A 24,212-nucleotide genomic window follows, 5' to 3' on the forward strand; every position below is an offset into this window, starting at 1 on the left:
AAACTCATGAAAAAATACCTAAACTTCATCCTATTAATGCTGCCTTTGTTTCTTATGGCTGCATGTGTTGAGGAATACAGTTTGCAGGAAGTGCCTCCCTCAGAGGAAGAGGCGGATTTTAGCTTTGAACCAACGGAGGAAAGTGACAATATCCTTCAGTTTACGGCTTCCAATGACTTTTTCATTATGAACTGGGATTTGGGAAATGGTAGTGCCGGAACCGGACAGACGGTCACCGGTACCTATCCAACGGCCGGAACCTATACGGTCAGCCTGACGGTATTTAATGCAGGAGGCAGCGTTACGATGAGCAAGGAAATTGTAATTGCAGAAACCGACCCCCTGCTTTTGGACAAACCGCTTTATAATTTATTGACGGGTGGTGTCGAAGCTACGGAAGGTAAAACCTGGAAAGTGGATGCCAGTCGGCAGGGCCACTTTGGCCTGGGACCCAATCCTTCTCAGGCAGGCGATTTCCCGGAATGGTATGAAGCCCAGCCCAACGAAAAGGCAGGCTCGGGTATGTACACCGACCGGTACACCTTTTACCTGGCCGACTTTGCTTTTGACATGGAAACTGACGGGCTGGTTTATCTGAATGCAGCCCAGGGGACTAATTTTCCGGGTTCCTTTGATCCCGGAGTGGGTGACCTTTCTGCTCCGTATGAAGCCCCTGAAGGGCTAAAATGGAGCATGGCCGAGCCGGAAGATAGCTATCCGGAACTGACCATATCCCAGGGAGGCTTTCTAGGCTACTTTGCCGGAGGAAGGACCTACCAAATTATAACCATCGAAGAAAATGAAATATTGCTTCGTTTCGTGGATCAGGCCAATACCGAATTTGCCTGGTACATTCGCCTGATCCCTGAAGATTACGTACCGGAAGAAGAAACGCCGGAGCCCGAACCCGAGCCGGTGGACCCCGGAACACTATCCCTCCAAAGCCTGATCGGTGACGGTAGCAAAGCCTGGAAACTGAAACCAGTCGCCGGAGCCTTCGGGGTAGGCCCTGCACCGGGAAGTGATGAATTTTATCCCAATGGTGAGGATATCTCGGAAGCCCGTGCCTGTTTGTTTAACGATCGGTTTATTTTCAACGAAGACGGTACCTATGCCTACGATCCTGTGGATGATATCTACGGAGAAGCGTATATGGGGGTAGAAGAAGGCTGTCAGCCGGTGGCCAACCTTGCCGGAACGGCTGGAGAAGCCTGGGGAGCTGGCACGCATGATTTCAGCTTTACCGAGGCTACCGAAACGGAAAACGCACGGATAACGGTTACCGGGACCGGTGCATTTATTGCCCTTCCCAAGGCTTTCAATGGCGGTGAATACCAATCAGGACCACCTGCTGATGACCGTGCAGTTACCTACGAGGTGATTGGGTATACGAATGAAGAAGGAGTCGAAGAACTGACGATCACCATAGATATTTCGGATTCGGGTTCTGTTTTCTGGACATTCGTGCTTATTCCGGATAACCAATGATGATGCTTATGATGACCAAAGCAATTCAAGGTTTATTTCTATTCCTCACCCTTCTTTCGACCCAGGCTTGCGAGCAGGAGGAAGTAGATGGGCAGGTAGTCTTGCCCAGCAACCTGGAAGTTTCCCTGGAGAAACAGGCGAACGGGCTGGTGCAGGTTACCTTTACGGCGGAAAAGGCTAACTTTTTCCGGGTGAGTTTCGGTGCCGAAAGTGAATTGCCGGAGTTGGTGAGTGGAAACGAAGCAAGCTACCGCTACGGCAGCCCCGGAGTGTATACCATTCGGGTGCAGGCCCATGCTACGGAAACTAACTTTATCAGTGAAGAAAGGACGATCACCATTTCCGAACAAGATCTGGGCCTGGGCATTCCGGAATCGGGCTTTACCTCTCCGGAGCGTTACGAGGGGTATTCCCTGGTTTGGCGGGACGAGTTCGAGGGAACAAGTCTTTCCGGAGACTGGGTGGCAGAAATCGGAGACGGTTGCCCGAACTTGTGTGGCTGGGGAAATAATGAACTCCAGTTTTACCGTAGAGAGAATGCCGAATTGAAAGACGGGTATTTGGTGATTACGGCAAAAGAAGAGTCCATGGGAGGAAAAAACTATACTTCTAGCCGGCTAAAAACGCAGGGGCAGCAAAACTTTCAGTTTGGAAGGATTGATTTTCGGGCCGCCTTGCCCAGGGGACAGGGCATCTGGCCGGCATTTTGGATGCTGGGAGAAAGCATTACCGAAACGCCCTGGCCGGCCAGTGGAGAAATCGACATCATGGAAATGATCGGAGGGGCTGCCGATGGACGGGACAATACCGTTCACGGAACGCTTCACTGGGATAATAACGGTGCCTATGCCACTGCCGGCGGAAAAACCTCACTCCCTGAAGGAGCCATTTTCAAGGATAGCTTTCACGTATTTTCCATCATTTGGACCGAAGAGTCCATTACCTGGCTGCTGGATGATGAGGAGTTTCATGAGATAAACATCGCTTCCGGTGCCATGGATGAATTTCGGGAGCCGTTTTTTCTGCTGATTAATCTGGCGGTAGGCGGCAATTGGCCCGGAAATCCGGATGCCAGTACCAACTTCCCCCAACAATTGGTGGTGGATTATGTGCGGGTCTTTCAGCGGGAGTAAGGGATTACCTATTTCCTATTGGTTATATAGAAGCGGTTCTCAAGGGAGCCGCTTTTTTTCTTAGCTTAAAAATTAAGGATAAAAGGGTTTCACGCAGCGGGCGCAGCGAAAGGCGCGGCGATCGCAGCGGGTTGGGTTCATCGGGTTGTTGTCTTGGTGAGCCCTTCTCGTCAATGGTAGGCTTAACATTTAAAAAACGCAAAAATCGGGATGACGGTGTAAAAAAACCAACCCCGGTAGGGGTGACATGTTGGTAGCCCCGGGTAAGCCGACGCAGGAGGTGCGACCCGGGGTAAAATAGCGTTGGTTTTAAAGCATTAGCCGCAAGCAAGTTCAATAGTGAAACGAGCCTTTCGCTAATGCCAGTGGCCCCTTGATCTTTAAATTCTGCTTTAAATTCTGCCATCGGTAAAAGATGAGAAAAGAAAATTCAGGCAAGTGGAGGCAAAATTCTGGGCCTGGGAAAAAGGGTTTCACGCAGCGAAATGCGCGACGAACGCAGCGAGGGGCAATGCAGAGGATTGGGTAAATCAAGTTTCCGTACTCAGGTGGTATGTAAATGGGGATATGTGATAGTCCCCGCCGCGTCCACCGCGACCCCTTTGCGGCCGCCGCGTGAAACACATACGCTGCCTTATGGGGTCTTGGCTAGGGTACAGCGAAACGGCAACAGTATTTTTACCTGCAGCTAAAATAAGTAAGATAGAACAACCGCCCTTATTTTCAAATGACCCTATTGCCGCCGGGCAAATGCTTCCTTAGCGGCATCCAGAAACTCCACAAACTTCTGAATATCTGTTTCGTAGGCGATGGGATTCACCAGCAATTCCTCCTCATGATCCAGAATGACATAATAGGGCTGTGCATTGTTATTGAATCGCGTGATTTGAAAATCGGCGTTTTGTTTGCCGATGGTGGTTTTTTCCTTGTTGTCGTACGTGGAAATATACCATTCCGATTCGGGTAGGGTGTAGCGTTCGTCAATGTACAGGGCCACCATCACAAAATCCTCTTTCAGCCTTTTCAATACCCTTGGATCAGACCAGACGCGTGCTTCCATTTCCCGGCAATTCACACAGCCATGCCCCGTAAAATCGATAAATAAGGGTTTATCCTGCCTTCTGGCTGCTTCCAGGGCCTGCTGGTAATCGAAGTAGCCCTGAATGCCGTGTGGGAAATGAAGGAAATCGGCGTATTTCGGAACCTCATCCAGTTCCTGATCCGAAGACGAAGCGTTTTCCCTGCTGATCTTTACCAAATCAAAATCATGGGAAGATATGGGAGGAAGGTAGCCGCTCAGTGCTTTTAGCGGGGCTCCCCACAAACCGGGTATCATATAGACCACGAATACAAAAGTGACCATGGCCAGCAGCAACCGGGGAACGCCCAGGTATTCCAGGGGACTGTCGTGTGGAAGCCGCAATTTTCCCAGCAGGTAGAGTCCCAACAGGGCAAAAATGACAATCCAGATAGCCAGATAAATATCCCGGTCCAGCATTCCCCAATGGTATACCTGGTCGGCAATACTCAGGAACTTAAAGGCCAGCGCCAATTCCAAAAATCCCAGGACCACCTTGACAGAATTAAGCCAGCCGCCTGATTTGGGAAGTGAATTAAGCCAGCCCGGAAAAATAGCAAAGAGGGTAAAAGGAAGCGCAAAGGCCAGCGCAAAGGCAAACATGCCTAAAATGGGTTTTAACAGGGCACCACCGGCTGAACTGATCAATATAGATCCCACAATAGGACCGGTACAGGAAAAGGAAACGAGCACCAGGGTAAACGCCATAAAGAAAATACCGGCTATTCCTCCTTTATCCGCTTTGGCATCTATTTTATTCACAAAACCAGTGGGCAGGGTGATCTCAAATAGGCCGAGAAAAGCCAAGGCAAAGAAAATGAAAACGGCGAAAAAGAAAATATTGGGTAACCAATGGGTAGAAAGCCAATTGGCAAATTCCGGCCCTTGTACGGCAGCGACAATGGTTCCTGCAATGGTATAGATAGCGATGATGGAAAACCCGTAAATAAAGGCGTTACGATACCCCTGAAATTTGGAATTCGCCCTGCCGGTAAAAAAGGTTACCGTCATGGGAATCATGGGAAACACGCAGGGAGTTAGCAAAGCAGCCAAGCCAGCCAGAAAGGCAATGAGCATGAAGCTAACTAAGGAAGACTCCGGCTGTTCCAAGGTAATGGTGGACGATTCCCCGGTCTCCTTTTCTTCCTCTGCATTGAACAGGTCAGCATCGGAAGCTTCCGGTTCGGATGAACTTGCCGGGGCATTTCCCAATGCAATAGAGAAATCCTCCTGATAGTTGATGCACTGGTTGGTAATATCGGAACACATTTGGTATTCCAGGGTACCTTGAATCAGCACATCTTCTTCTTCGATCAGCAGGGTCTGTTGAAATTCCCCTTCCTTGTCAAAATAGGTGACCTCTCCTTCCCATACTTCCTCATACTTGGTTTTTGGATTTATAGCGGTCAAATCCCCGACCGGGCGGAATCCTTTTTGGTCTTCCCAAACGATCTCAGTCAGCAAAGGCCCCAGGTTGGGATCAAAATCATTGGAATAGATGTACCAATTGATAGGAATGGCAGCATTTAGAATCAGGGTAACTTCTTCTCCGACCCCGGCTTCCGGATTATCTATCCGTATATCCCACTTGGGGGGAGAAATTACCTGAGCGTTCAGGCTGGTCGCAAAAGCAAGCAGGAAAAAAAGGGGAATCAAATAAGATACCTTCATAAATTTTATGGGCCATTCAATGGTTCAGAAATCAATCCATTCCCTCTATTAATTAAAAAGGTACTGGATAAGTTCCTGAGAGTAGTGATTAGGATTTTTCCTTTGAAAGTTGGTGGAAATGCTTAAAAAACAAGGCAATGGTTTCGATGCCTTTCAGGTAATTAGCAACCCCATAATGTTCGTTTGGAGAATGAATTGCATCGGTATCCAGTCCAAATCCCAATAAAATTGGGTCCAGGCCCAATACCTTCTGAAAGAGTGCCGTGATGGGGATCGACCCCCCTTCCCGGGTAGGGATGGCTTTTTTACCAAAGGCTTCCTGAATGGCGGCTTCTGCTGCCTGATAGCCGATGGAGTCGGTAGGAACCACTGCAGCTTGTCCTCCATGGTGGGGAACCACTTTCACTTTTACGGCGGGAGGAGCGATGCGTTTAAAATGCTGTTCAAATAACTGGGCGATGGCTTTGTGCTCCTGATCGGGGACCAGGCGCATGGAAATCTTCGCATGGGCTTTGGAAGGCAGTACGGTTTTGGCTCCCTCTCCTATGTAGCCGCCCCAAATACCATTCACGTCCAGCGTGGGCCGGATGCCTACCCGTTCAATGGTGGTGTACCCTTTCTCTCCATAGGTTTCTTTTACATCCAGCTTTCGCTTGAAATCCGCTTCCTCAAAAGGAGCTTGATTTAATTGCTTTCGGTATACCGGGCCGTACTCCTGCACCTGATCGTAAAATCCCGGGATGGTAATGTGGTTGTCCTCATCGTGCAGGGAAGCGATCATTTTACACAACACGTTGATGGGATTCGCTACGGATCCACCGAAGGTTCCGCTGTGCAGGTCCTTATTGGGCCCTGTGACTTCCACCTGCAGGTAGGCTAGCCCGCGCAATCCCACCGTCACGGAGGGATGTTCCAGCGAAATCATGGAAGTGTCCGAAATCAATACCACGTCCGCTTTCAGCTTTTCCTGATTTTTCTGAACAAAGAGGTCCAGGTTTTCGGATCCCACCTCCTCTTCTCCCTCAATCATGAATTTCACATTGCATTGAAGCATGCCTTCCGCTATCATGGCTTCAAAGGCCTTCACATGCATGTAAAACTGCCCCTTGTCATCCGCTGATCCCCGTGCGAAAATGGCCCCTTCCGGGTGCAGTTCTGTGTTACGAATCACGGGTTCAAAGGGAGGAGAATCCCATAACTCCAAAGGATCTGCTGGTTGCACATCGTAGTGACCATAGATTAAAATGGTAGGGGCTGCCGGATCAACGATCTTTTCTCCGTACACGATGGGGAAACCAGCCGTTGCGCAGATTTCGGCATGGTCGACCCCGGAGGCAATTAACTTCTCTTTGACAAATTCGGCGGCTTTCACCACTTCTTCCTTATAGGCCGGGTCTGCACTGACAGAGGGGATTTTCAGTAAGTCTACCAATTCATCTAAAAACCGGGGAGAATTTGCTGCTATGTAACGCTGAATGGACATGTATTTTTCGTTCTTGATTTCAAGATCGAAATTAATGCTTTTTAAAGGATTTTCCTTTATAATTTAAAACTTACCAGCTTGCCCTCCTTTTTGGAAAGCATGTGGGCCGGGACTACATTTCGAATCTCCTCAAAAAGTAGGGAAACCAACTTTTGTTTCAGAAAGCTACGGGTGAGAATCAGGCTTACCTCCCGGACGGGAGCCTCTCCCCGAAAAGGCCGCAGCCTGCTTTTTTCCTCTTCACTCAGGCCTTCTGTAGCCAGCTCAGGTAGCAGGGTGATTCCCTTGTAGCGGTTGACCATGTTTTTCAATCCTTCCAATGAACCACTTTCGTAGTGAAAATTCATCCGTTGAAATTTATTTTGATCGCAAAGGTTGAGTACCTGATCCCGAAAACAATGACCCTGCTGCAAGACCCACAGGTCTTCTGATAGAATGGCTCCTGCTTCCACCTGATCCTGTTTTAACAGGGGGTGGTACTTCGACAGGTATACGAAAAACTTCTCGTAGAAAATGGGCTTTTCCACGATTCCCGATTCCTCTAGCGGGGTGACCACCAGCCCTATATCCAGTTCGTCGTTTTTTAGCTTTTTTAAGATGTCTTCCGTTACCATCTCCTGTACTTGTAGCTGCACACGAGGGTATTTTTGGATAAAGTTTTGGATAAAAAGCGGCAACAAATAAGGAGCAATCGTGGGAATGACCCCCATTTTGATCAGGCCGCTCACATCTCCCTTCATTTGGGAGACCAACTCGAAGATTCCCTTGCTTTCGGAAACGACTTTTTTGGCCTGAGCAATGATCCTTTCACCGATTTCCGTGGGAATGACAGGCATTTTTGACCTGTCAAAGAGAATGACTCCCAATTCTTTTTCCAATTTACTCACCTGAGCACTCAGGGTTGGCTGGGTGACAAAACAGGCTTCGGCTGCATGGCCGAAATGGCGGCACTTATCGACTGCCAATATGTATTCCAGTTGCTGAATGGTCATTATACCTTTCTGGTGTGGCGTTAATTTCTCTTGCTAAATAGGCTTCGCAAATATAAAAATCTTTTTTCTTTTATTTAGATTTGATATAAATAATGCCTAATTTTGTCCTCAAACACCGTAATCATGAAGCAAATTCAAACGTTAATTCTTTCCTCCCTGATTTTGGCCGTAACCTTTTCCTGTGCTCAGAAAAGCTCGGAAGAAGAAGTAGTGAATGTTTACACGCACCGACATTACGATGCCGATCAGCAATTATTCGACGCTTTTACTGCCGAAACCGGAATCGAAGTCAATGTAGTTAGTGCCAGTGCCGACGAACTGATCCAGAAACTGGAGTTGGAGGGTGAAGGATCGCCAGCGGATTTGCTGATTACAGTGGATGCAGGCCGGCTTCATCGGGCTCAGGAAAAAGGCTTGTTTCAGGCAGTTTCCTCCTCGGTATTGGAGCAAAACATCCCTGCAAAGTTTCGAAATCCGGAAGGCCTCTGGTTTGGGCTGACTTTCAGGGCCCGAATAATGGCCTATCATAAAGAAAGGGTAAATCCGGAAGAGTTGGATACTTACGAAAGCCTTACCGAACCGCAATGGGCAGGAAGGGTATTGACCCGGTCTTCTGAAAACATTTACAACCAATCCCTGCTGGCTTCTCTAATTGTGGCACATGGGCCCGAAAAAGCCAAGGAATGGGCGGCCGGACTTTTGGCTAACATGGCCCGGGACCCGAAAGGAAGCGATCGGGATCAGGTGAAAGCCGTTGCTTCCGGAGAGGGAGATGTGGCCATTGTGAACAGCTACTACATAGGGATCATGCTAAATGATGCCAATCCGGAGACGGTTAAAGCTGCGGAGCAGGTAGGTATATTTTTTCCCAATCAAAATGACAGGGGGACCCATATCAATATTTCCGGAGCAGGGGTAACCCGTCATGCTCCCAACAAGGAAAATGCCATTCGTTTGATTGAGTTTTTATCGGAGGAAAAATCGCAGCAAGTTTTGGCCAATGTAAACTACGAATACCCCGTAAATCCGAAGGTGTCACCTTCCGAATTGCTTCAGAGTTGGGGAGATTTTAAAGCCGATTCCATAAACCTGTCACTACTTGGCGAAAATAACAGGCAAGCAGTAATTATTTTTGATGAAGTAGGCTGGAAATAATTAGCAAGTAAGATTGGAAATTGCCAAACAACGAATTTACTGGTGGAATAAGTGGATGACAGGCACCTTACTGGTACTGTTGTTAATAGCTACGCCTCTTTTTACGATTCTTTTTAAGCTGACCGACCCACCAGGTGAAAGTTGGATGCATCTTAAGGATACCTTGCTGGCGGGTTATTTTAAAAATACGGTGATTTTACTCGTAGGGGTGGGTATTGGCACCTTTTTATTGGGCGTATCGACTGCCTGGGCCGTAACCAATTACCAGTTTCCCGGTAGGAGGTATTTTGAGTGGCTCCTGATTTTACCATTGGGATTTCCGGGATACATCATGGCCTATACCTATACCGGTATGCTTGATTATTCGGGTCCTTTGCAAGCCTTTCTTAGAAATACCCTGGGTTTTCAGGTCGTTGGAAGCATCGTGGATATCATGAACCTTCCCGGGGCAATTTTTATTTTGTCTATCACCTTGTTTCCCTACGTGTATTTGTTATCCAGAGCTTCTTTTCTGCGGCAATCCCGAACCCTGCAGGAGGCGGCTGCCCTTTTGGGAAGTAATGGCTGGCAAACCTTTCTGAAAGTGGCCCTTCCTATGGCCCGTCCTGCCATTGTCGGGGGCATTGCTTTGGCCTCCATGGAGGTGCTAAATGATTACGGCACCGTCAAATATTTCGGAGTAAGTACTTTTACGACCGGAATTTTCCGATCCTGGTTCTCCATGGGCGATGTGACGACAGCCATTTATCTGGCCGCCATTCTGATGCTTTTGGTGTTTGTCATTTTATTGCTGGAGGGATGGCAGCGGGGCCACAGGCGGTTTTCATCCAACCATTCGATAAGCAAGCCATTGGTAAGCGTAGTGCTCCCTACCGGGAAAAAGTGGCTACTCACCTTTTTTTGTTCCACGCTATTTTTCCTCAGTTTTTTTGCTCCCTTTTTGCAAATTATTCAATGGGTTTGGTTGACGTATCAGCAATCAATGAATGCCGATTTCTTCTATTTAGTGCTTAGAAGTTTCGGATTGGCAGCGGCAGCAGGCCTGCTGGTGGCCGTGATAGCGGTAATTTTGTTGTATACCTTACGATTAAGCTCCCTACCCTGGCTGAAAAATGTGACCCGCATCGGCACGCTTGGATATGCCATTCCAGGAGCCGTGATAGCCGTCGGCATTATGGTGCCTGTATTGGGTTTGGACCAGTGGTTGCGGGAAAATCTTTTATCAGACCGAATGGGGATGGTCATTTCGGGTACGATTTCGGTGCTTATTTTTGCGTATATCGTTCGGTTTATGGCCGTGGGTTATCATCCGATTGATGCCGGATTTCAAAAAATCGGCATTCACGTGAATGAGGCCGGAAGGCTTTTGGGTAAAAGCAGCTGGAAAACCTTGTGGAGAATCGATTTGCCCTTGATCAAAGCAAGCGTATTGAGTGGCATATTGCTGGTGTTTGTGGATGTTTTAAAAGAATTACCCTTAACTTTGATTCTTCGACCGTTTAACTATCATACGTTAGCCACCAAAGCGTTTGACATGGCCACTAATGAAATGATAGCGGAATCGGCCAATGCCTCTCTGATCATTATCCTTACGGGAATAGTACCCATTGTTTTTCTGAACAGGATGATCCGGAAGGCGAACGTGTAGGAAAACTGACATTTTTGAATGAATATACTCAGGCTGCAAGGCATCGATAAAAAATATGCAAGTTCCGAAGATTATGCGGTAAAGGACATCTCTCTGGAAGTAAGGAAAGGAGAGATTCTGGCACTGGTCGGGGAAAGCGGCTCTGGAAAAACCACCCTGCTCCGTTTGATTTCCGGCTTGGAACACCCCGATGCCGGCACGATCACGCTATCGGAGCAAACCTTGGTGGAGGGAAGTAGATCGGTGCCCGCAAATGAACGGAATGTGGGCATGGTTTTTCAGGATTATGCACTTTTCCCCCATCTCAATATTCTAGACAATGTGAAATTTGGGATCAGGGCCTCGCAGGGAAATGCCAATGATATCGCAACGCAAACATTAAAGCTGGTAGGTTTGAATGAAAAGCCCACCAAATATCCACACCAGCTTTCAGGTGGTCAGCAACAACGCGTGGCCCTCGCAAGAGCCATAGCCCCCAATCCGACCATTCTGCTGCTGGATGAACCATTCAGTAACCTGGACGGGGTCCTTAAGGACCAGGTCAGGGAAGAAACGCGTCAAATTATCAAAAAAGCGGGAATCACCGCTTTGTTTGTAACGCACGATACCCGGGATGCCCTTTCTACCGCTGATCGGGTGGCCATTCTTCACAAAGGTTACCTTCAGCAACTGGATAGCCCAAAGAAATTATACGAAAAACCGGTTAACCCGTACGTGGCCAATTTTTTTGGGCGAAGAAACCAGGTGTTGGCGACGGCTACTGATGACGGGTTTTATACCTCTTTCGGTTTTATCACTGATGAAAGGTCCCGAAATTTCCAGAATAAGGTAAAAATCCTTTTCCGCCCCGAAGAGATAAAAATCAAGAAAAGTCTGAGGCAGGCACTGATCGGTACCGTCAGGCAAAGTGCCTATTTTGGTGACCATCAAATGGTCCGCCTGGCAGATGAAAATGGAAAGTGCATTTATGTTCGTGCGACCCCAACCCGCCATTTTACCAACGGTAGTAGCGTATTTTTCACCATCCGGTCCTTTAGTGTGGAAGATGCTTTCTAAAAGGTCGCTGTTTCAATACATCCCTGCGAAAGGCATAAGTAGATCCTAATGTCCAATTTTAAAGCGCTGCCGATTTCCTGATTTTTCCAGGCTTGGCAGTCGGGAGGTTTCACCTGCCGCTTTTATTCTGTATATTTATTTCAGTCAACTGGACAATTCCTGGTTTTCATGTATGTCACATTAGATCCATTCCAAAATGAACCCTTTGCACGCACTAAATACCTTGTTTGTGAAAGTTTCCTTTGCTTTTATCATGCTGTTCCTTGTTTATGCCTGCGGACAGGGCAATCAGTCTTCGGAAAAGGAGGAAACGGTTGCCGCTGAGGAATCTTTTACGCCGAATCCAAAGGTGGTGGCGGAAAAGCCCGTTACTACCCTGGAAATAGGCGACAATGCTCCCGACTTCAGGTTGCCGGGGGTAGATGGCCACTACCACGAACTTTCGGATTATCAGGACAAAGAAGTTTTGGTGATTAACTTCACCTGCAATCACTGCCCTACTGCCCAGGCTTACGAACAGCGGTTTATTGATCTGGCGGAGGAATACAGCGATCAGGGCGTTCAGTTCATTGCCATTTCCCCCAATTCACCGATAGCCGTACTTCCTGAAGAATTGGGCTACACGGATCTGAACGATGACTTAGAAAGCATGAAAATCCGTGCTGAGGAAATGGATTATAATTTCCCCTATCTATACGATGGGGACGAGCATCACTTTTCCACTGCCTATGGTCCTACGGCAACGCCACATATTTTCGTTTTTGATGCGGACCGAAAACTGACCTATCAAGGCCGGATAGATGCTTCCGAAAAGCCCGGGACCGGAAAAGCAGAGGATGCCATCTATGCCATCGAAAAGACCCTCCAGGGAGAGGCTCTGGCTGCCGACCGGGCCACTACACCCGCCTTTGGCTGTTCCATCAAATGGGCCTGGAAAAACGAATATACCCTCAAGGTAAACGAAGAATGGAAAGAAAAGCCGGTGGAACTGTCTACTATCAGCTTGGATGAGCTGGAAAACCTGTTGGAAAATGACAGCGATCAACTACGATTAGTGAATTTTTGGGCTACCTGGTGTGGGCCCTGTATCGTGGAGTATCCTGAATTCATTGAAATCCAACGCATGTATGGCAATCGGGATTTTGAATTTGTGTCGGTCTCGCTGGACAATCCGGAATCTGCCGACAAAGCTCTGAAATTTCTGCAAAAAAAGTATTCCGCAACCACCAATTACCTGGTGGATACCGATGATAAATATGCCATTATCGAGGTGGTAAAAAATGATTGGGATGGTAGTCTTCCCCTAACCCTGCTGATAGAACCGGGAGGGAAGGTGTATCACAAAATTCCCGGAACCATTGATCCCCTGGCAATGAAAAGAACCATTGTGGACCATCCTATGATCGGCAGGTATTATTAATAGTAACCAAAGTGTTGTTCTGCCTGGAAATCCTTGACGATCCCAATTTTACCACCCCCCTACTCCCCCTCCTGAAAACAGGAGAGGTTTGGGCAGTGGTGAATGACAATCCGTTTTTCCGGAATCAATTGTCAAAGGGATCTTCCTCATCATCGTCCTCTAATCCGGGATTTCCGAGATCGAACATGCTGCTGAAAAGGTCCTTGAATTGCATGCCGGTATCCAGCAGCTTTTTGCTTAGCTGGCTGTATTCTGCCAGTCCGTGTAGGGCAAATTCCATGTAGAATTCTTTTTCCTTTTCAGGCAATTCTTTTACAAATTCCGTAACAATCTTCTCCAATCCAGGTACCTGGTGTAAGTCGGATTTATAGGTTTTGTCGGTATGCGAAGCCAAAATATCCAATTCATTTCCTTCTCCAAACCAGGCCAGGGGTAGTACATAGGGATTGCCTTCCTTCTCTTTCTTCTTTTGTTCGGGAGAAGGGAAGTACTGTACAAACAAACTTCGGATGGCCTTTCCGATCAGGTTGTGCGCCACCAGGCCAGCTCCCTCCTGTTCTCCTTCATAGACAAGTTCTACCTTTCCTGTGATGGCAGGAATGACACCAATAAGGTCCACAATCCGTACCATGGTCTGGTTTTCATTATTCAGGTACAATCTCCTCTCGGCAGCAGAAATGAGGTTTTCGTAAGCGGAAATCGTAAGCCTTGCCGAAACGCCACTTTTCTCATCCACGTACTCGCTGTCCCGGGCTTCTATGGCAATTTGCTCAATCAGGTCCTTCATAAGTTCCGGCACGTGGATCTTATCCAGAGGCCGATTGGTCAACTTGGCTTCCTGTTGGGTTATTTTTCTACCTATTTCAATGTTTTTTGGATAATGGGTAATGATCTGACTTTCGATCCTATCTTTCAGAGGCGTCACAATACTTCCCCTGTTGGTATAATCCTCCGGGTTCGCGGTAAATACAAACTGTATATCCAGCGGAAGCCTCAGCTTAAAGCCTCTGATCTGAATATCTCCCTCTTGCAGGATATTAAAAAGTGCCACCTGAATCCTTGCCTGTAAATCCGGCAATTCATTGATCACAAAAATGGATCGATGAGATCGGGGCACTAATCCAAAGTGAATGACTCTTTCGTCATTGTAGGAGAGTTTCATGGTGGCGGCCTTAATGGGGTCTACATCCCCAATCAAATCGGCAACCGACACATCCGGTGTCGCAAGTTTTTCCGTGTATCGGTCCTCCTTAGCCCACCAAACTACCGGGGTATCGTCTCCTTTTTCCTGAATCAACTCCCGGGCAAAAGTAGAAATAGGCCGCAACGGGTCGTCATTGAGTTCAGCACCTTTAACTACCGGAACGTAATCGTCCAGTAAGAGGGTCATCATCCGTGCAATCCGGGTTTTAGCCTGCCCCCTTAATCCAAGCAGGTTGATATTGTGACCGGAGAGAATCGCGCGTTCAATATCCGGGATTACGGTATCTTCGTAGCCCCAAATGCCTTCAAAAACATTCTCCTTATGTTGTATTTTATGAATCAGGTTTTGCCTTAACTCTTCTTTTATGGTTTTCCCTGAGTAGCCTACGGCCTTTAACTGTCCCAGGGTTTGTATTTTCAGTCGATCTTTGTTGGTCATTTTTTGGTATTCCATGCTTTAAAAACGTTTCGTTCGGTTTCTTCTGTAATCTTCGAAAATCAAATGACCCAGGCCTTTGAGATTGCTGTAGTAGGCGTTACCGTTATTGACGGTGGTAAATTCTTTGACAAATTCTTTTAGATAGGGGTCGGAGGCGATCATAAAAGTGGTGACAGGGATTTTCAATCGCCGACACTGCGCTGCCAGTTTTAATGTTTCCTTCAGTATTTTGCTATCAATGCCGAAGCTATTTTTATAATATTTGATGCCTACCTTCAAACAGGTAGGTTTTCCATCCGTGATCATAAAAATCTGCTTATTGGGATTTTTCCTCCGCCTCAACAGATCCATGGCCAGTTCCAGACCTGCTACCGTGTTCGTATGGTAAGGGCCAACCTGCAGGTAGGGAAGGTCTTTGATGGCTATCTGCCAGGCATCGTTGCCAAAAACGATTACGTCCAGGGTGTCTTTCGGGTAGCGGGTCTTGATCAGCTCTGCCAGGGCCATGGCTACCTTTTTGGCAGGCGTAATCCTGTCCTCTCCATAGAGGATCATGGAATGGGAAATATCAATCATCAGAACGGTGGAGGTCTGCGTCCGGGTCTCGCTTTCCACCACTTCCAAATCATCCTCAGTCAACAAATAGTCTCCCGAAAATCCGTGGTTTGCCTGCGCATTTCTAAGGGAATCGGTAAGTGCGATTTGATCCAGGTTGTCGCCAAATTGAAAGGGCCGTCTTTCGGAGCCCCTTTCCTCTCCGGGCCCGGTATGGGTGGTTTTGTGCTGCCCGCCTTTTCCTTTTTTTAGCTTTCCGAAAATTTCCTCCAACGCGCTTTTTCGAATGGTCTGTTCGGCCTTTCCGGTAATTTTAATCGATCCTTTTCCCTGCTTCTCGTCCAGGTACCCCTTGCTTTTCAAATCCTCGATAAAATCACCAATTCCGTAACCAGGAGTGGTCATCTGGTAGCGTTTGTCCAGATTGGTCAGCCAGCTGAGTGCTTCGGCTACATCTCCACCGGTCATGGTGACTAATTGAAGGAAAATGTCCAGTAGCTGATCAAAGGTATTCTTATCGGGATCTTTCTGCGGGACAAATTTGGTAAATCTGAAACCTTTCATAACTCCTTAACAAAATATTACTGCCAGAGGTTTTCGCTTTTCGAAATCCCTTATTGATTTTCGATGAGTGAGATGATCTCATCGGCCTGAAGATGGCAATTGAGCCATTCTTCCTCAAAACTCGCACCGTATTTCTTGTAAAATTTGATGGCCGGTTCGTTCCAATCCAGCACCTGCCACATCATGCCTGTGCAACCTTCTTCCAGCGATTTGGCCAGGACCGCCTCAAATAGCAATTTACCCGCGCCCTTTCCTCTCTCCGACGCGGTGATAATGTAATCTTCCAGGTAGAGCCGTTTTCCTTTCCAGGTGCTGTAGCGGTAGTAGTAAATGGCCGTTCCGATAATGGGTCCATTACCTTCTTTTTCAACCACAAAGAAACCAAAGACAGGGTTCGGACCAAAGCCATCTTTTTCCATTAATTGTACGGTATTGGTTACCTCATCGGGTGCCTTTTCATAAAGGGCTAGTTCCTGGATGAGGGCAAAGACCTGCGGTAGGTCTTCTTTTTTTCCTTTTCTAACGATATACATGAATTGAAATTAATAAAAAGGACCCACTTTAGCCCAATTCGGTTCTCCTTTCTTGGAAAATTAACCGGAGGATGGGGCAGGGCAATTGCCGCACGATTTTTATCTTTGGTAAAACAACTCTATTTGCCATGTTCTTATCCATCGATGCCGGTAATTCGACCATTATTTTTGGTTTGTATAGGGAGGGAGCTGAGTCCTGGCCCCCCACCCTTAGCGTGGATAGCCATAAAAACCTGACGGTTTTTCAGCTTGAAAAGAAGCTGGGTCACTTCTTTTTGGAGAATGACTGGAAGCTTGAATCCGTTACCGATATTGGCTTGAGTACGGTGGTTCCTGATTTAGCACCCGTACTCTTGCAATGTTGTGAAAACTTTTTTGGGATGACTCCTTATCTGATCGACGGAAACAGCTATGAAAGGCTCCCGGTAAAAACGGTAAACCCACACGAAATAGGTAGTGATCTGATGGCTAACATCACCGCCGCTTACGCGTATTTCAGGGAAGCCTGTATCGTGGTAGATTTTGGGACTGCCCTGACCTTTAGCATCGTGGATGAGCAGGGGCAAGTCATTGGGGTAAACATCGTTCCCGGAATCAAAACGGCTATAAATGCGCTTTTCACCGGAACGGCCAAATTACCCAAGGTAACCTTGGAAATGCCGGATTCGGTATTGGGAAAAAATACGATTCATTCCATACAGGCAGGAATCTTTTACGGCTACACGGCCCTGGTCAAGGGGATGCTGAAAGCCATTGCGGCGGAGACCAATCAAAGCTACAAGGTAGTGGCTACCGGTGGACTTTCAGCAGTGATGGACCATCTTCATGATCAATTTGATCTGATAGACAGGCACCTGACCTTAAAGGGAATCTATCAGATCACGAATTCAAACAGAAATGAGCAGGTCAGCGGCGGGCACTGACAGGTCGAAGTTTTGGAATATTGCCGATAAATAGGTAGTTTAATCACAGTTAAAATTTTGAACGTAAACCCCTTTTACTTATGAATGCCCAATCCCAGCCTTTTGATTATTTTCTGGATGTAATTAAAAATAAATACGCGCAATTTGATGGCAGGGCCAGGAGAAGCGAGTATTGGTACTTTGTGCTGTTTAATATTCTAATCAGCGTTGGTATCGGAATCGTGGGAACCCTCCTCGATCTTTCATTTTTGAGTATGATTTATAGCTTAGCCATATTTATCCCGGGTATAGCGGTGGCTGTGAGGAGACTCCATGATACAGGAAGGTCAGGCTTATGGGTCCTGATTGGCTTGATTCCCGTCATTGGGGTGATTGTGCTGATCGTATTTTTAGTAGAAGACAGCAAACCTGCCAATCAGTACGGTCCCAATCCCAAAACGCAAAACAGTGGTATCGTATAAAAAAAAAGCGAGTCTTACTCAGACTCGCTTTTTATGATAATTTCTATAGGTTCTCCTGTGCTATCCAGGAATTTGTACTCCGTCACCGGTAGTGAAGAATCTTTAATCAGGCTGATCCATTTGTAATATTTAAAAAACCACTGAATCCTTTTTGAATAGATGCCATGTGTAAAGTAGGCATATAAATAAGGATGCATGGCTATTTTAATCTTCGATTCGTTTTGGTGTGTTGCAAGATGTTCTAAATCTTTTTCCAATTTGTCTGCCACCAATATGGAAGCCTGGATTTTTCCAGTTCCATTACAGGATGGGCAGGTTTCTTTGGTGACAATGTTCATTTCGGGTCGGACGCGTTGTCGGGTGATTTGCATCAGTCCGAATTTAGTGAGTGGGAGCACCGTGTTTTTTGATCGGTCATCTCTCATTGCGTCTTTCATTGCTTCGAAAATTGCCCGTTTGTTATCGGCTTTTTTCATGTCAATGAAATCAATCACAATGATACCACCCATATCGCGTAGCCTTAATTGTCTTGCAATTTCCTTTACCGCTACTAGATTGGTTTTAAGGCCGGTATTTTCCTGATCATTTTCCTGGTTGGACTTGTTTCCACTGTTCACATCTACCACATGAAGGGCTTCGGTGTGCTCAATAATGAGGTATCCGCCCTGGGGCAAACTTACCGTGGATCCAAACAGGCTTTTGATCTGTTTTTCAATACCAAAACTTTCAAAGAGCTTCGCTTTTCCGTTGAAAAGCTTAACAATTTTTTCTTTTTCTGGAGCAATCGATCTTATGTAAGATCGCATCTGATCGTAAATTACTTCATCCTCTACCGTGATTGCGTCGAAAGATTCGTTGAGTAGGTCTCTGATAATCGAGGAGGCCAAACTCATTTCTCCGATGATTTTGTCTTTTACCTTGGCTGTTTGCAGCTTTTTCATGCCTTCTTCCCATGATTCCAGAAGGTTTCTGAGATCTTTGTCCAATTCGGTGACAGATTGTCCTTCTGCCACAGTTCGGATGATCACCCCAAAATTCACGGGTTTGATAGACGTGATAAGCCTGGCTAACCTTCTTCTTTCCTCGGCACTTCGTATTTTTTTAGATACGTTCACCGTGTCAGAAAAGGGCACCAAAACCAGGTATCGACCAGCAAGGGAGAGCTCACAGGACAGTCGCGGTCCTTTCGTTGAAATCGGTTCTTTCACTACCTGCACCAAAACCTGATTGTTTTTAGACAATACCTGGGAAATTTTTCCCAGCTTGTCTATTTCAGGTTCATTTTCAAAGCCCTTCAGGTTAAATCCCTGGTGGCTCTTATTTCGGGTAACTTTAACCAGCTTATTCAAGCTGTTTACCCTAGGTCCAAGATCCTGATAATGTAAAAATGCGTCTTTTTCAAAACCAACGTCTATAAAAGCGGCGTTTAGGCCATTGACGATTTTTTTTACAGAGCCAAGATAGATATCTCCGACTTTAAACTTGTTGTCTTCTTCTTCTAAGTGAAGCTCAATCAAGCTTTTGTTTTTCAACAAGGCAATGCGACTACCGTTTTGAGAGGAATCAATTAATAATTCTGAACTCAAATTGTGTCTCTATTATGAAATAAAAGAACGTTTTTGTTTTAAGAAGTTATCGAATTACTTCTTTTTGTGTCTGTTTTTTCTCAATCTTTTCTTACGCTTGTGCGTAGCGATCTTATGTCTCTTCCTTTTTTTACCGCAAGGCATAATTTTATGGTTTAAAGTTTAACACTTATTTTAAATTATAATCTATCCAAATAATTCTCGATCCCTGAGAGGATCTGTGGATCATCCGTTTTCTGCTGCAGGGCTTCCAACTGCTTTTTGGCCTGGTTCTTTTGATTCGACTCAAATAAACTGACGCCCAGATAAAACTGTCCCTGTATGTTTTCAGGGTGATTGGCCACTAACCTTTCAAATCGCTCCACCGCACGCTTGTATTGACCGCTTTGCATGGACAAAATCCCCATATTGAACAGGGCCTCTTCGTTATCCGGATCCTGTTCCAGTATGTCCCTCAGCATGGTAATTCCCTGCATGGGATTGGACGAAGACACGTAGGTCATGGCTACTTTGGTCTTCAGGTCCAGCCTTTCCGGATTTTGTTCCAATACCTTTCCGAGATACAAACGGGCTTTTTCTGCCATTAGTCTGGTTTTGTCATCTTCCATGGCAAAACCAAAGGCTTCGTAGTACAAGTTGCCTGCTTTTTCCCAGTTCTCGAGTTCCGGAACCTTTTCGGCAATTAAGCCATAGTAATAAGCCGCACTGTCCAATTTTCCACCCTTTTCATAAACACTGGCGATGGAATCAGCAAATATAACAAAATTTTCGTCATCAGGTTCCCCTTCCATTTGACCCATCAGATTTTCAATCATTTCCAGGTCGGTGGCATTCAGGGAACTTCCATGTGAATTTGCCTCCGGATTAACATCAGATCCCAAACCACTTTCGCCTGTAGCGAGATCCCCCTGCTCATTTTCCACCACCACCAAAGGTAAGGAGTAAAGAAAATAAGTCAGTAATAAACCTACTACAACGAAAATAATTTGGGATCGCTTCATCTTTAACATTTACCCGAACTTAGTCCTGGGGAGCCAACTCTTTCACATTTTGGCTGTTTTTGATTTTTTCGATAAAAGATTTTGAAGGTTTAAAAGCGGGAACATAATGTTCGTCAATCACAATAGCTGTGTTTTTGGAAATATTTCTCGCAATTTTTTTAGCCCTTTTTTTGTTAATAAAACTGCCAAAACCTCTGACATAGATGTTATCTCCCTCTGCCATTGAATCCTTTACCACCTTAAAGAACGCCTCGACGGTCTGTGTAACATCGTCCTTCTGAATTCCTGTCTTCTCCGAAATCTTTGTGATTACCTCTGCTTTAGTCACTGTCTTAAAATTTTATTGTGTAATTCATTAGAGGCTTAACCTCCTATTAACCAAGTAATTTTGGGAGTGCAAATTTACAATAACCATTCCAATTAAAAAATAAAATGAACAAAATTAGCTTGTTTTGTCAAATAAGTGGTCGAAAATTAACCTATATAAATTTTGAATAGTAGCTATTTTACTGAAAAACTGCTCCGTTGGTATCCCCATAACCGCCGCGATTTGCCTTGGAGAGGCACAAGGGATCCATATATCATTTGGTTGTCCGAAATCATTCTTCAGCAGACACGGGTTGCTCAGGGGTTACCTTATTTTTACGATTTTGTAAATAAATTCCCCACTTTGGCACAATTGGCCGCAGCACCGGAGTCCGAGATCCTGCGGACCTGGCAAGGATTGGGCTACTATAGCAGGGCCCGTAACCTGCATGCTTGCGCCAGGGAAATCGTAGAGGAGCGCGAGGGAAAATTCCCCGATAATTATAAAGACCTTCTGAAGTTAAAGGGAGTGGGACCCTATACTGCGGCTGCTATCGCCTCCTTCGCCTTCCGTGAGCCCGTGGCTGTGGTGGATGGAAATGTTTACCGGGTTCTTTCCCGGTTTTTTGGGATTAGTACGGATATAGGCTCCCCTGCCGGTAAGAAAGCGTTCGAATTGCTGGCAAACCGGCTGATTCCAAAAAGCAATCCGGATGAATACAATCAGGCCATCATGGAATTTGGGGCGCTTCAGTGCGTCCCAACAAATCCGGATTGCCCGAACTGCCCACTCCAGCCGGACTGTTTTGCATCAAAACGTGAACTGGTACACAGCTTACCTGTAAAAGCGAAAAAAACCAAGGTTAGGCCACGATACTTTGTCTATCACTATATCCATGCCGCCGGTCACATTGTCGTGCGTAAACGAACTGCAAAGGATATATGGCAAGGATTGGTAGACTTCCCCTTAGAAGAATTCAGCAGCAAGGAAGCTATTTTTCCTCCGAAGCCTGAAAACCTGTCAGCTTTTCAGGAACTGGCATCCCTTGGACCGGTTTTTGAGCCCCACGCAGAAAAACCATGGAAGCACATTCTCAGTCATCAGCGAATTTTTGCTTCCTTCGTAGAGATCAAATTGGAAGCAGCACAAAAGCCGCAGTTGGAAAAGTGGGCTATGGAGAACGGTTACATACTGGCAGACGAACAGGCTTTGGAAGAAATGGGAAAACCCAAATTGATTGTCAGGTACTTGAATCAAAAAAAATAAATCATTACATTTAAATTAGGTAACACTAAGCACCGCGAATCAATAAACTAGCAAATCATGGCAGGAGTAAATAAAGTAATTCTACTGGGAAATCTGGGTGCTGACCCGGAAGTCAAGCACCTGGAAGGAGATAAGGTAGTGGCCAATCTACGGTTGGCTACCACTGAAACGTACAAGGATCGATCCGGAAACCGGGTCGAAAACACCGAATGGCACGACCTGGAAATGTGGGACGGGCAGGCAAAAGTAGCGGAGCAATATTTAAAAAAGGGAAGCCAGATTTACGTAGAAGGTAAAATAAAATCGGATACCTGGCAGGATGATCAGGGGAATAACCGGAAGCGAATGAAGATTCGGGTATTAAGTTTTACCATGCTGGGTTCCAGAAATATGGGACAGGATAGTCCGGGTTCCGGGCAGGCTCAACCTTCCGGAAATACCGAAAATACGAAAGGGAATCAAATGGCGCAGGAGCCATCCTTTGAAAATGAGGACGATGGATCCGACGATTTACCATTTTAAAAGAAAGGGTTCCGTTAAAATTCCGTAGTTTTGAAAAAAATAATTTTCTTACATTAATGGACGACCCCTACCCGAGTTTGCTGTTGCTGGCAGATATCCTGGCTGTTTCTCCGGTTTATGTGGTGACCAACGCGATCCTATTCCTCGCACTTTTGGTATCATCCGCTTTGGTATCCGGTTCGGAAGTAGCATTTTTTTCGCTGAACCACGAGGATATCGAATCAATACAGCAAACAGCCGATTCCCGTTCAGAGAAGGTGATTGCGCTTATTGAAAATCCTCAGAAGCTGTTGAGTACCATTTTGATTCTCAACAATCTGATCAATATCAGCATCGTTACTCTGACCACCTTTTTTACCTGGACGGTCTTTGGTACGGACACCTCCGGCATTATTATCATTTTGTTTCAAACCGTTGGTGTTACCTTCGCTATCGTATTTATTGGAGAGATTGTTCCTAAAGTATATGCCAATTCGGCCAGGGTTACCTTTTCCAGGTTGACCTCCACTTTTCTTTACTATTTCTCCCTATTGCTGAGCCCGCTTTCCTATGCCTTGATGGCCATGAGTAATGTGATTGAAAAGCGCATCGAAAGGAAGGGCTATTCCATTTCGGTAGATGAATTGCATCAGGCGCTGGAAATCACCTCGGTGGACACCAGCAATAACGAAAGAGATATTCTGAAAGGCATCGTTAATTTTGGCACCTTGTCCGTAAAGCAGGTAATGCGTTCCCGAATGGACCTTACGGCAGTGGATGTGGAAATGGATTTCCATGAATTAATGGACAAGATCAATAAAAGTGGGTATTCACGTATTCCGGTATACGAAGATACCATTGATCAAATCAAGGGAATCCTCTACATCAAGGACCTGCTGGATCACATAGAAAAAGACGAACATTTTCAATGGCAGGACCTGATTCGAAAGGGTTATTTCATCCCTGAGAACAAAAAGCTAGCCGACCTACTTAAAAACTTTAAAAACAAGCGGGTTCACATGGCCATTGTGGTGGATGAATATGGGGGAACTTCCGGACTGGTGACGCTGGAAGACCTGATAGAGGAAATCATCGGAGACATCAACGATGAATTTGACGATGTGGAAGAACACCTGTTTCGAAAACTCGACGAGCGGACCTACCTTTTTGAAGGCAAAATATCGTTGAATGATTTCTGCAAAAAATTGGAGCTAGACATTCAGCTTTTTGATGAGGTAAAAGGGGAAAGCGAATCGCTGGGAGGATTGCTGCTGGAATTGAATTCCAATTTGCCAAAAAACGGAACAAAAATCAGGTTTGAAAATTTTGAATTTACGATCATGGCTGTTGATACCAGAAAAATAAAAAAAGTAAAGGTAGTGTTGGACGAACCCCAGGATAAAAACATTCCAGATCAATCGGACTGATTCATTTCCAGGCGAATCGGACTATTGGAAGATAGATTTTAATTTTTATAGGTACAGGTTTAATTTTCTGATTTTTTTTTGTAGTTTTAAAATTACGAAAAACGAACTTAAATACCCGATAAGGCATTAGCCTTTGTAAAGACGGGTGAAAATTTAAACCATAAAATTCAAAATAAACGTAAAAAAACCTTACATCAGTTCGTTTTTAAAGGTAATCTCTTATTCTTGTAATCATAATTTTTCATTTCGTTACAAACAATTCTTTCATTTTTGTTTTACCTTTATTGTCTAGAATTTAAAAATTGAAAAATTTATTGTGAAT

21 protein-coding genes are annotated in these 24,212 nt (G+C 45.8%); 11 read left to right on the forward strand and 10 right to left on the reverse strand.

All coding sequences use genetic code 11. From position 1 onward, the window contains the following. Window positions 1-6 precede the first annotated feature (6 nt). Complete coding sequence (locus GJQ68_RS21340; protein ID WP_162419300.1) at window positions 7-1,488, forward strand: PKD domain-containing protein; 1,482 nt, start codon at window positions 7-9, stop codon at window positions 1,486-1,488. Between the two features lie 8 nt (window positions 1,489-1,496). Further along, on the forward strand, window positions 1,497-2,621 hold the full coding sequence (locus GJQ68_RS21345) for a glycoside hydrolase family 16 protein (protein ID WP_317174465.1): 1,125 nt from the start codon (window positions 1,497-1,499) through the stop codon (window positions 2,619-2,621). A gap of 22 nt (window positions 2,622-2,643) precedes the next feature. On the opposite strand, the gene GJQ68_RS21350 is transcribed toward GJQ68_RS21345, so the two are convergent. The 4 genes from GJQ68_RS21350 to GJQ68_RS21365 all read right to left on the reverse strand — a co-directional run bounded on the left by GJQ68_RS21350 (window position 2,644) and on the right by GJQ68_RS21365 (window position 7,845). Further along, window positions 2,644-3,027, reverse strand: coding sequence for a hypothetical protein (locus tag GJQ68_RS21350; protein WP_162419301.1), 384 nt, complete (start codon window positions 3,025-3,027; stop codon window positions 2,644-2,646). Between the two features lie 327 nt (window positions 3,028-3,354). Further along, window positions 3,355-5,370 (reverse strand): protein-disulfide reductase DsbD family protein, encoded by a 2,016-nt coding sequence (locus GJQ68_RS21355; RefSeq protein ID WP_162419302.1) that lies wholly within the window; start codon window positions 5,368-5,370, stop codon window positions 3,355-3,357. 88 nt (window positions 5,371-5,458) lie between these two features. Continuing rightward, the gene (locus GJQ68_RS21360) at window positions 5,459-6,853 is read right to left on the reverse strand and encodes a dipeptidase (protein WP_162419303.1); all 1,395 of its coding nucleotides are present in this window, start codon (window positions 6,851-6,853) and stop codon (window positions 5,459-5,461) included. A gap of 56 nt (window positions 6,854-6,909) precedes the next feature. After that, the gene (locus GJQ68_RS21365; RefSeq protein WP_162419304.1) at window positions 6,910-7,845 is read right to left on the reverse strand and encodes a hydrogen peroxide-inducible genes activator; all 936 of its coding nucleotides are present in this window, start codon (window positions 7,843-7,845) and stop codon (window positions 6,910-6,912) included. Window positions 7,846-7,968: 123 nt separating this feature from the next. Here GJQ68_RS21365 and GJQ68_RS21370 point away from each other — a divergent pair, with 123 nt between their 5' ends. From GJQ68_RS21370 to GJQ68_RS21385, 4 genes are all read left to right on the forward strand, one after another. Further along, complete coding sequence (locus GJQ68_RS21370) at window positions 7,969-9,000, forward strand: Fe(3+) ABC transporter substrate-binding protein (RefSeq protein ID WP_162419305.1); 1,032 nt, start codon at window positions 7,969-7,971, stop codon at window positions 8,998-9,000. Window positions 9,001-9,013: 13 nt separating this feature from the next. After that, window positions 9,014-10,648, forward strand: a complete 1,635-nt coding sequence (locus tag GJQ68_RS21375; RefSeq protein WP_162419306.1) for an ABC transporter permease — start codon at window positions 9,014-9,016, stop codon at window positions 10,646-10,648. Between the two features lie 18 nt (window positions 10,649-10,666). Further along, entirely contained in the window at window positions 10,667-11,704 is a 1,038-nt protein-coding gene (locus GJQ68_RS21380; RefSeq protein ID WP_162419307.1) for an ABC transporter ATP-binding protein, read from the forward strand. A gap of 196 nt (window positions 11,705-11,900) precedes the next feature. Then, window positions 11,901-13,124 (forward strand): redoxin domain-containing protein, encoded by a 1,224-nt coding sequence (locus tag GJQ68_RS21385; protein ID WP_235941835.1) that lies wholly within the window; start codon window positions 11,901-11,903, stop codon window positions 13,122-13,124. Between the two features lie 124 nt (window positions 13,125-13,248). On the opposite strand, the gene GJQ68_RS21390 is transcribed toward GJQ68_RS21385, so the two are convergent. The 3 genes from GJQ68_RS21390 to GJQ68_RS21400 are packed head-to-tail and all read right to left on the reverse strand — an operon-like array spanning window position 13,249 to window position 16,418. Then, window positions 13,249-14,781, reverse strand: coding sequence for a P-loop NTPase family protein (locus GJQ68_RS21390; protein WP_162419308.1), 1,533 nt, complete (start codon window positions 14,779-14,781; stop codon window positions 13,249-13,251). Between the two features lie 3 nt (window positions 14,782-14,784). Beyond that, complete coding sequence (locus tag GJQ68_RS21395) at window positions 14,785-15,885, reverse strand: vWA domain-containing protein (protein WP_162342563.1); 1,101 nt, start codon at window positions 15,883-15,885, stop codon at window positions 14,785-14,787. 50 nt (window positions 15,886-15,935) lie between these two features. Continuing rightward, window positions 15,936-16,418, reverse strand: coding sequence for a GNAT family N-acetyltransferase (locus GJQ68_RS21400; protein WP_162419309.1), 483 nt, complete (start codon window positions 16,416-16,418; stop codon window positions 15,936-15,938). 128 nt (window positions 16,419-16,546) lie between these two features. Between GJQ68_RS21400 and GJQ68_RS21405 the strand changes: the two genes are divergently transcribed. After that, window positions 16,547-17,341: a type III pantothenate kinase gene (locus tag GJQ68_RS21405; RefSeq protein ID WP_162419310.1), complete on the forward strand. Its 795-nt coding sequence runs from the start codon at window positions 16,547-16,549 to the stop codon at window positions 17,339-17,341. An 80-nt stretch (window positions 17,342-17,421) separates the two neighbouring features. Next, window positions 17,422-17,802, forward strand: coding sequence for a DUF805 domain-containing protein (locus GJQ68_RS21410; RefSeq protein WP_162419311.1), 381 nt, complete (start codon window positions 17,422-17,424; stop codon window positions 17,800-17,802). A 14-nt stretch (window positions 17,803-17,816) separates the two neighbouring features. On the opposite strand, the gene GJQ68_RS21415 is transcribed toward GJQ68_RS21410, so the two are convergent. The 3 genes from GJQ68_RS21415 to GJQ68_RS21425 all read right to left on the reverse strand — a co-directional run bounded on the left by GJQ68_RS21415 (window position 17,817) and on the right by GJQ68_RS21425 (window position 20,717). Beyond that, window positions 17,817-19,388: an Rne/Rng family ribonuclease gene (locus GJQ68_RS21415; protein ID WP_162419312.1), complete on the reverse strand. Its 1,572-nt coding sequence runs from the start codon at window positions 19,386-19,388 to the stop codon at window positions 17,817-17,819. Between the two features lie 179 nt (window positions 19,389-19,567). Beyond that, window positions 19,568-20,389, reverse strand: coding sequence for a tetratricopeptide repeat protein (locus GJQ68_RS21420; protein WP_162419313.1), 822 nt, complete (start codon window positions 20,387-20,389; stop codon window positions 19,568-19,570). 19 nt (window positions 20,390-20,408) lie between these two features. Continuing rightward, window positions 20,409-20,717 carry an HU family DNA-binding protein gene (locus tag GJQ68_RS21425; protein WP_162342569.1) on the reverse strand — a complete coding sequence of 103 codons (309 nt, stop codon included), beginning with the start codon at window positions 20,715-20,717 and terminating at the stop codon, window positions 20,409-20,411. 162 nt (window positions 20,718-20,879) lie between these two features. Between GJQ68_RS21425 and mutY the strand changes: the two genes are divergently transcribed. Genes mutY through gldE form a run of 3 tightly spaced genes read left to right on the forward strand, consistent with a single transcriptional unit; the run spans window position 20,880 to window position 23,890 of the window. Continuing rightward, window positions 20,880-21,962 (forward strand): A/G-specific adenine glycosylase, encoded by a 1,083-nt coding sequence (gene mutY / locus GJQ68_RS21430; RefSeq protein ID WP_162419314.1) that lies wholly within the window; start codon window positions 20,880-20,882, stop codon window positions 21,960-21,962. Between the two features lie 57 nt (window positions 21,963-22,019). Beyond that, a complete protein-coding gene (locus GJQ68_RS21435; RefSeq protein WP_162419315.1) occupies window positions 22,020-22,484 on the forward strand; it encodes a single-stranded DNA-binding protein in 465 nt (154 codons plus the stop codon). A 56-nt stretch (window positions 22,485-22,540) separates the two neighbouring features. Continuing rightward, window positions 22,541-23,890 (forward strand): gliding motility-associated protein GldE, encoded by a 1,350-nt coding sequence (gldE, locus tag GJQ68_RS21440; RefSeq protein WP_162419316.1) that lies wholly within the window; start codon window positions 22,541-22,543, stop codon window positions 23,888-23,890. Window positions 23,891-24,212 lie beyond the last annotated feature (322 nt).

This window comes from Cyclobacterium roseum, from assembly GCF_010119225.1.
Taxonomy (GTDB): domain Bacteria; phylum Bacteroidota; class Bacteroidia; order Cytophagales; family Cyclobacteriaceae; genus Cyclobacterium; species Cyclobacterium roseum.

Bases quoted from the DNA above. Each gene is read 5' to 3' on its own strand.
- GJQ68_RS21340 (WP_162419300.1), top strand. From the start codon at position 7: ATGAAAAAATACCTAAACTTCATCCTATTAATGCTGCCTTTGTTTCTT.
- GJQ68_RS21345 (WP_317174465.1), top strand. From the start codon at position 1,497: ATGATGACCAAAGCAATTCAAGGTTTATTTCTATTCCTCACCCTTCTT.
- GJQ68_RS21350 (WP_162419301.1), bottom strand. From the start codon at position 3,027: ATGGCAGAATTTAAAGCAGAATTTAAAGATCAAGGGGCCACTGGCATT.
- GJQ68_RS21355 (WP_162419302.1), bottom strand. From the start codon at position 5,370: ATGAAGGTATCTTATTTGATTCCCCTTTTTTTCCTGCTTGCTTTTGCG.
- GJQ68_RS21360 (WP_162419303.1), bottom strand. From the start codon at position 6,853: ATGTCCATTCAGCGTTACATAGCAGCAAATTCTCCCCGGTTTTTAGAT.
- GJQ68_RS21365 (WP_162419304.1), bottom strand. From the start codon at position 7,845: ATGACCATTCAGCAACTGGAATACATATTGGCAGTCGATAAGTGCCGC.
- GJQ68_RS21370 (WP_162419305.1), top strand. From the start codon at position 7,969: ATGAAGCAAATTCAAACGTTAATTCTTTCCTCCCTGATTTTGGCCGTA.
- GJQ68_RS21380 (WP_162419307.1), top strand. From the start codon at position 10,667: ATGAATATACTCAGGCTGCAAGGCATCGATAAAAAATATGCAAGTTCC.
- GJQ68_RS21385 (WP_235941835.1), top strand. From the start codon at position 11,901: ATGAACCCTTTGCACGCACTAAATACCTTGTTTGTGAAAGTTTCCTTT.
- GJQ68_RS21390 (WP_162419308.1), bottom strand. From the start codon at position 14,781: ATGGAATACCAAAAAATGACCAACAAAGATCGACTGAAAATACAAACC.
- GJQ68_RS21395 (WP_162342563.1), bottom strand. From the start codon at position 15,885: ATGAAAGGTTTCAGATTTACCAAATTTGTCCCGCAGAAAGATCCCGAT.
- GJQ68_RS21400 (WP_162419309.1), bottom strand. From the start codon at position 16,418: ATGTATATCGTTAGAAAAGGAAAAAAAGAAGACCTACCGCAGGTCTTT.
- GJQ68_RS21405 (WP_162419310.1), top strand. From the start codon at position 16,547: ATGTTCTTATCCATCGATGCCGGTAATTCGACCATTATTTTTGGTTTG.
- GJQ68_RS21410 (WP_162419311.1), top strand. From the start codon at position 17,422: ATGAATGCCCAATCCCAGCCTTTTGATTATTTTCTGGATGTAATTAAA.
- GJQ68_RS21420 (WP_162419313.1), bottom strand. From the start codon at position 20,389: ATGAAGCGATCCCAAATTATTTTCGTTGTAGTAGGTTTATTACTGACT.
- GJQ68_RS21435 (WP_162419315.1), top strand. From the start codon at position 22,020: ATGGCAGGAGTAAATAAAGTAATTCTACTGGGAAATCTGGGTGCTGAC.
- gldE (WP_162419316.1), top strand. From the start codon at position 22,541: ATGGACGACCCCTACCCGAGTTTGCTGTTGCTGGCAGATATCCTGGCT.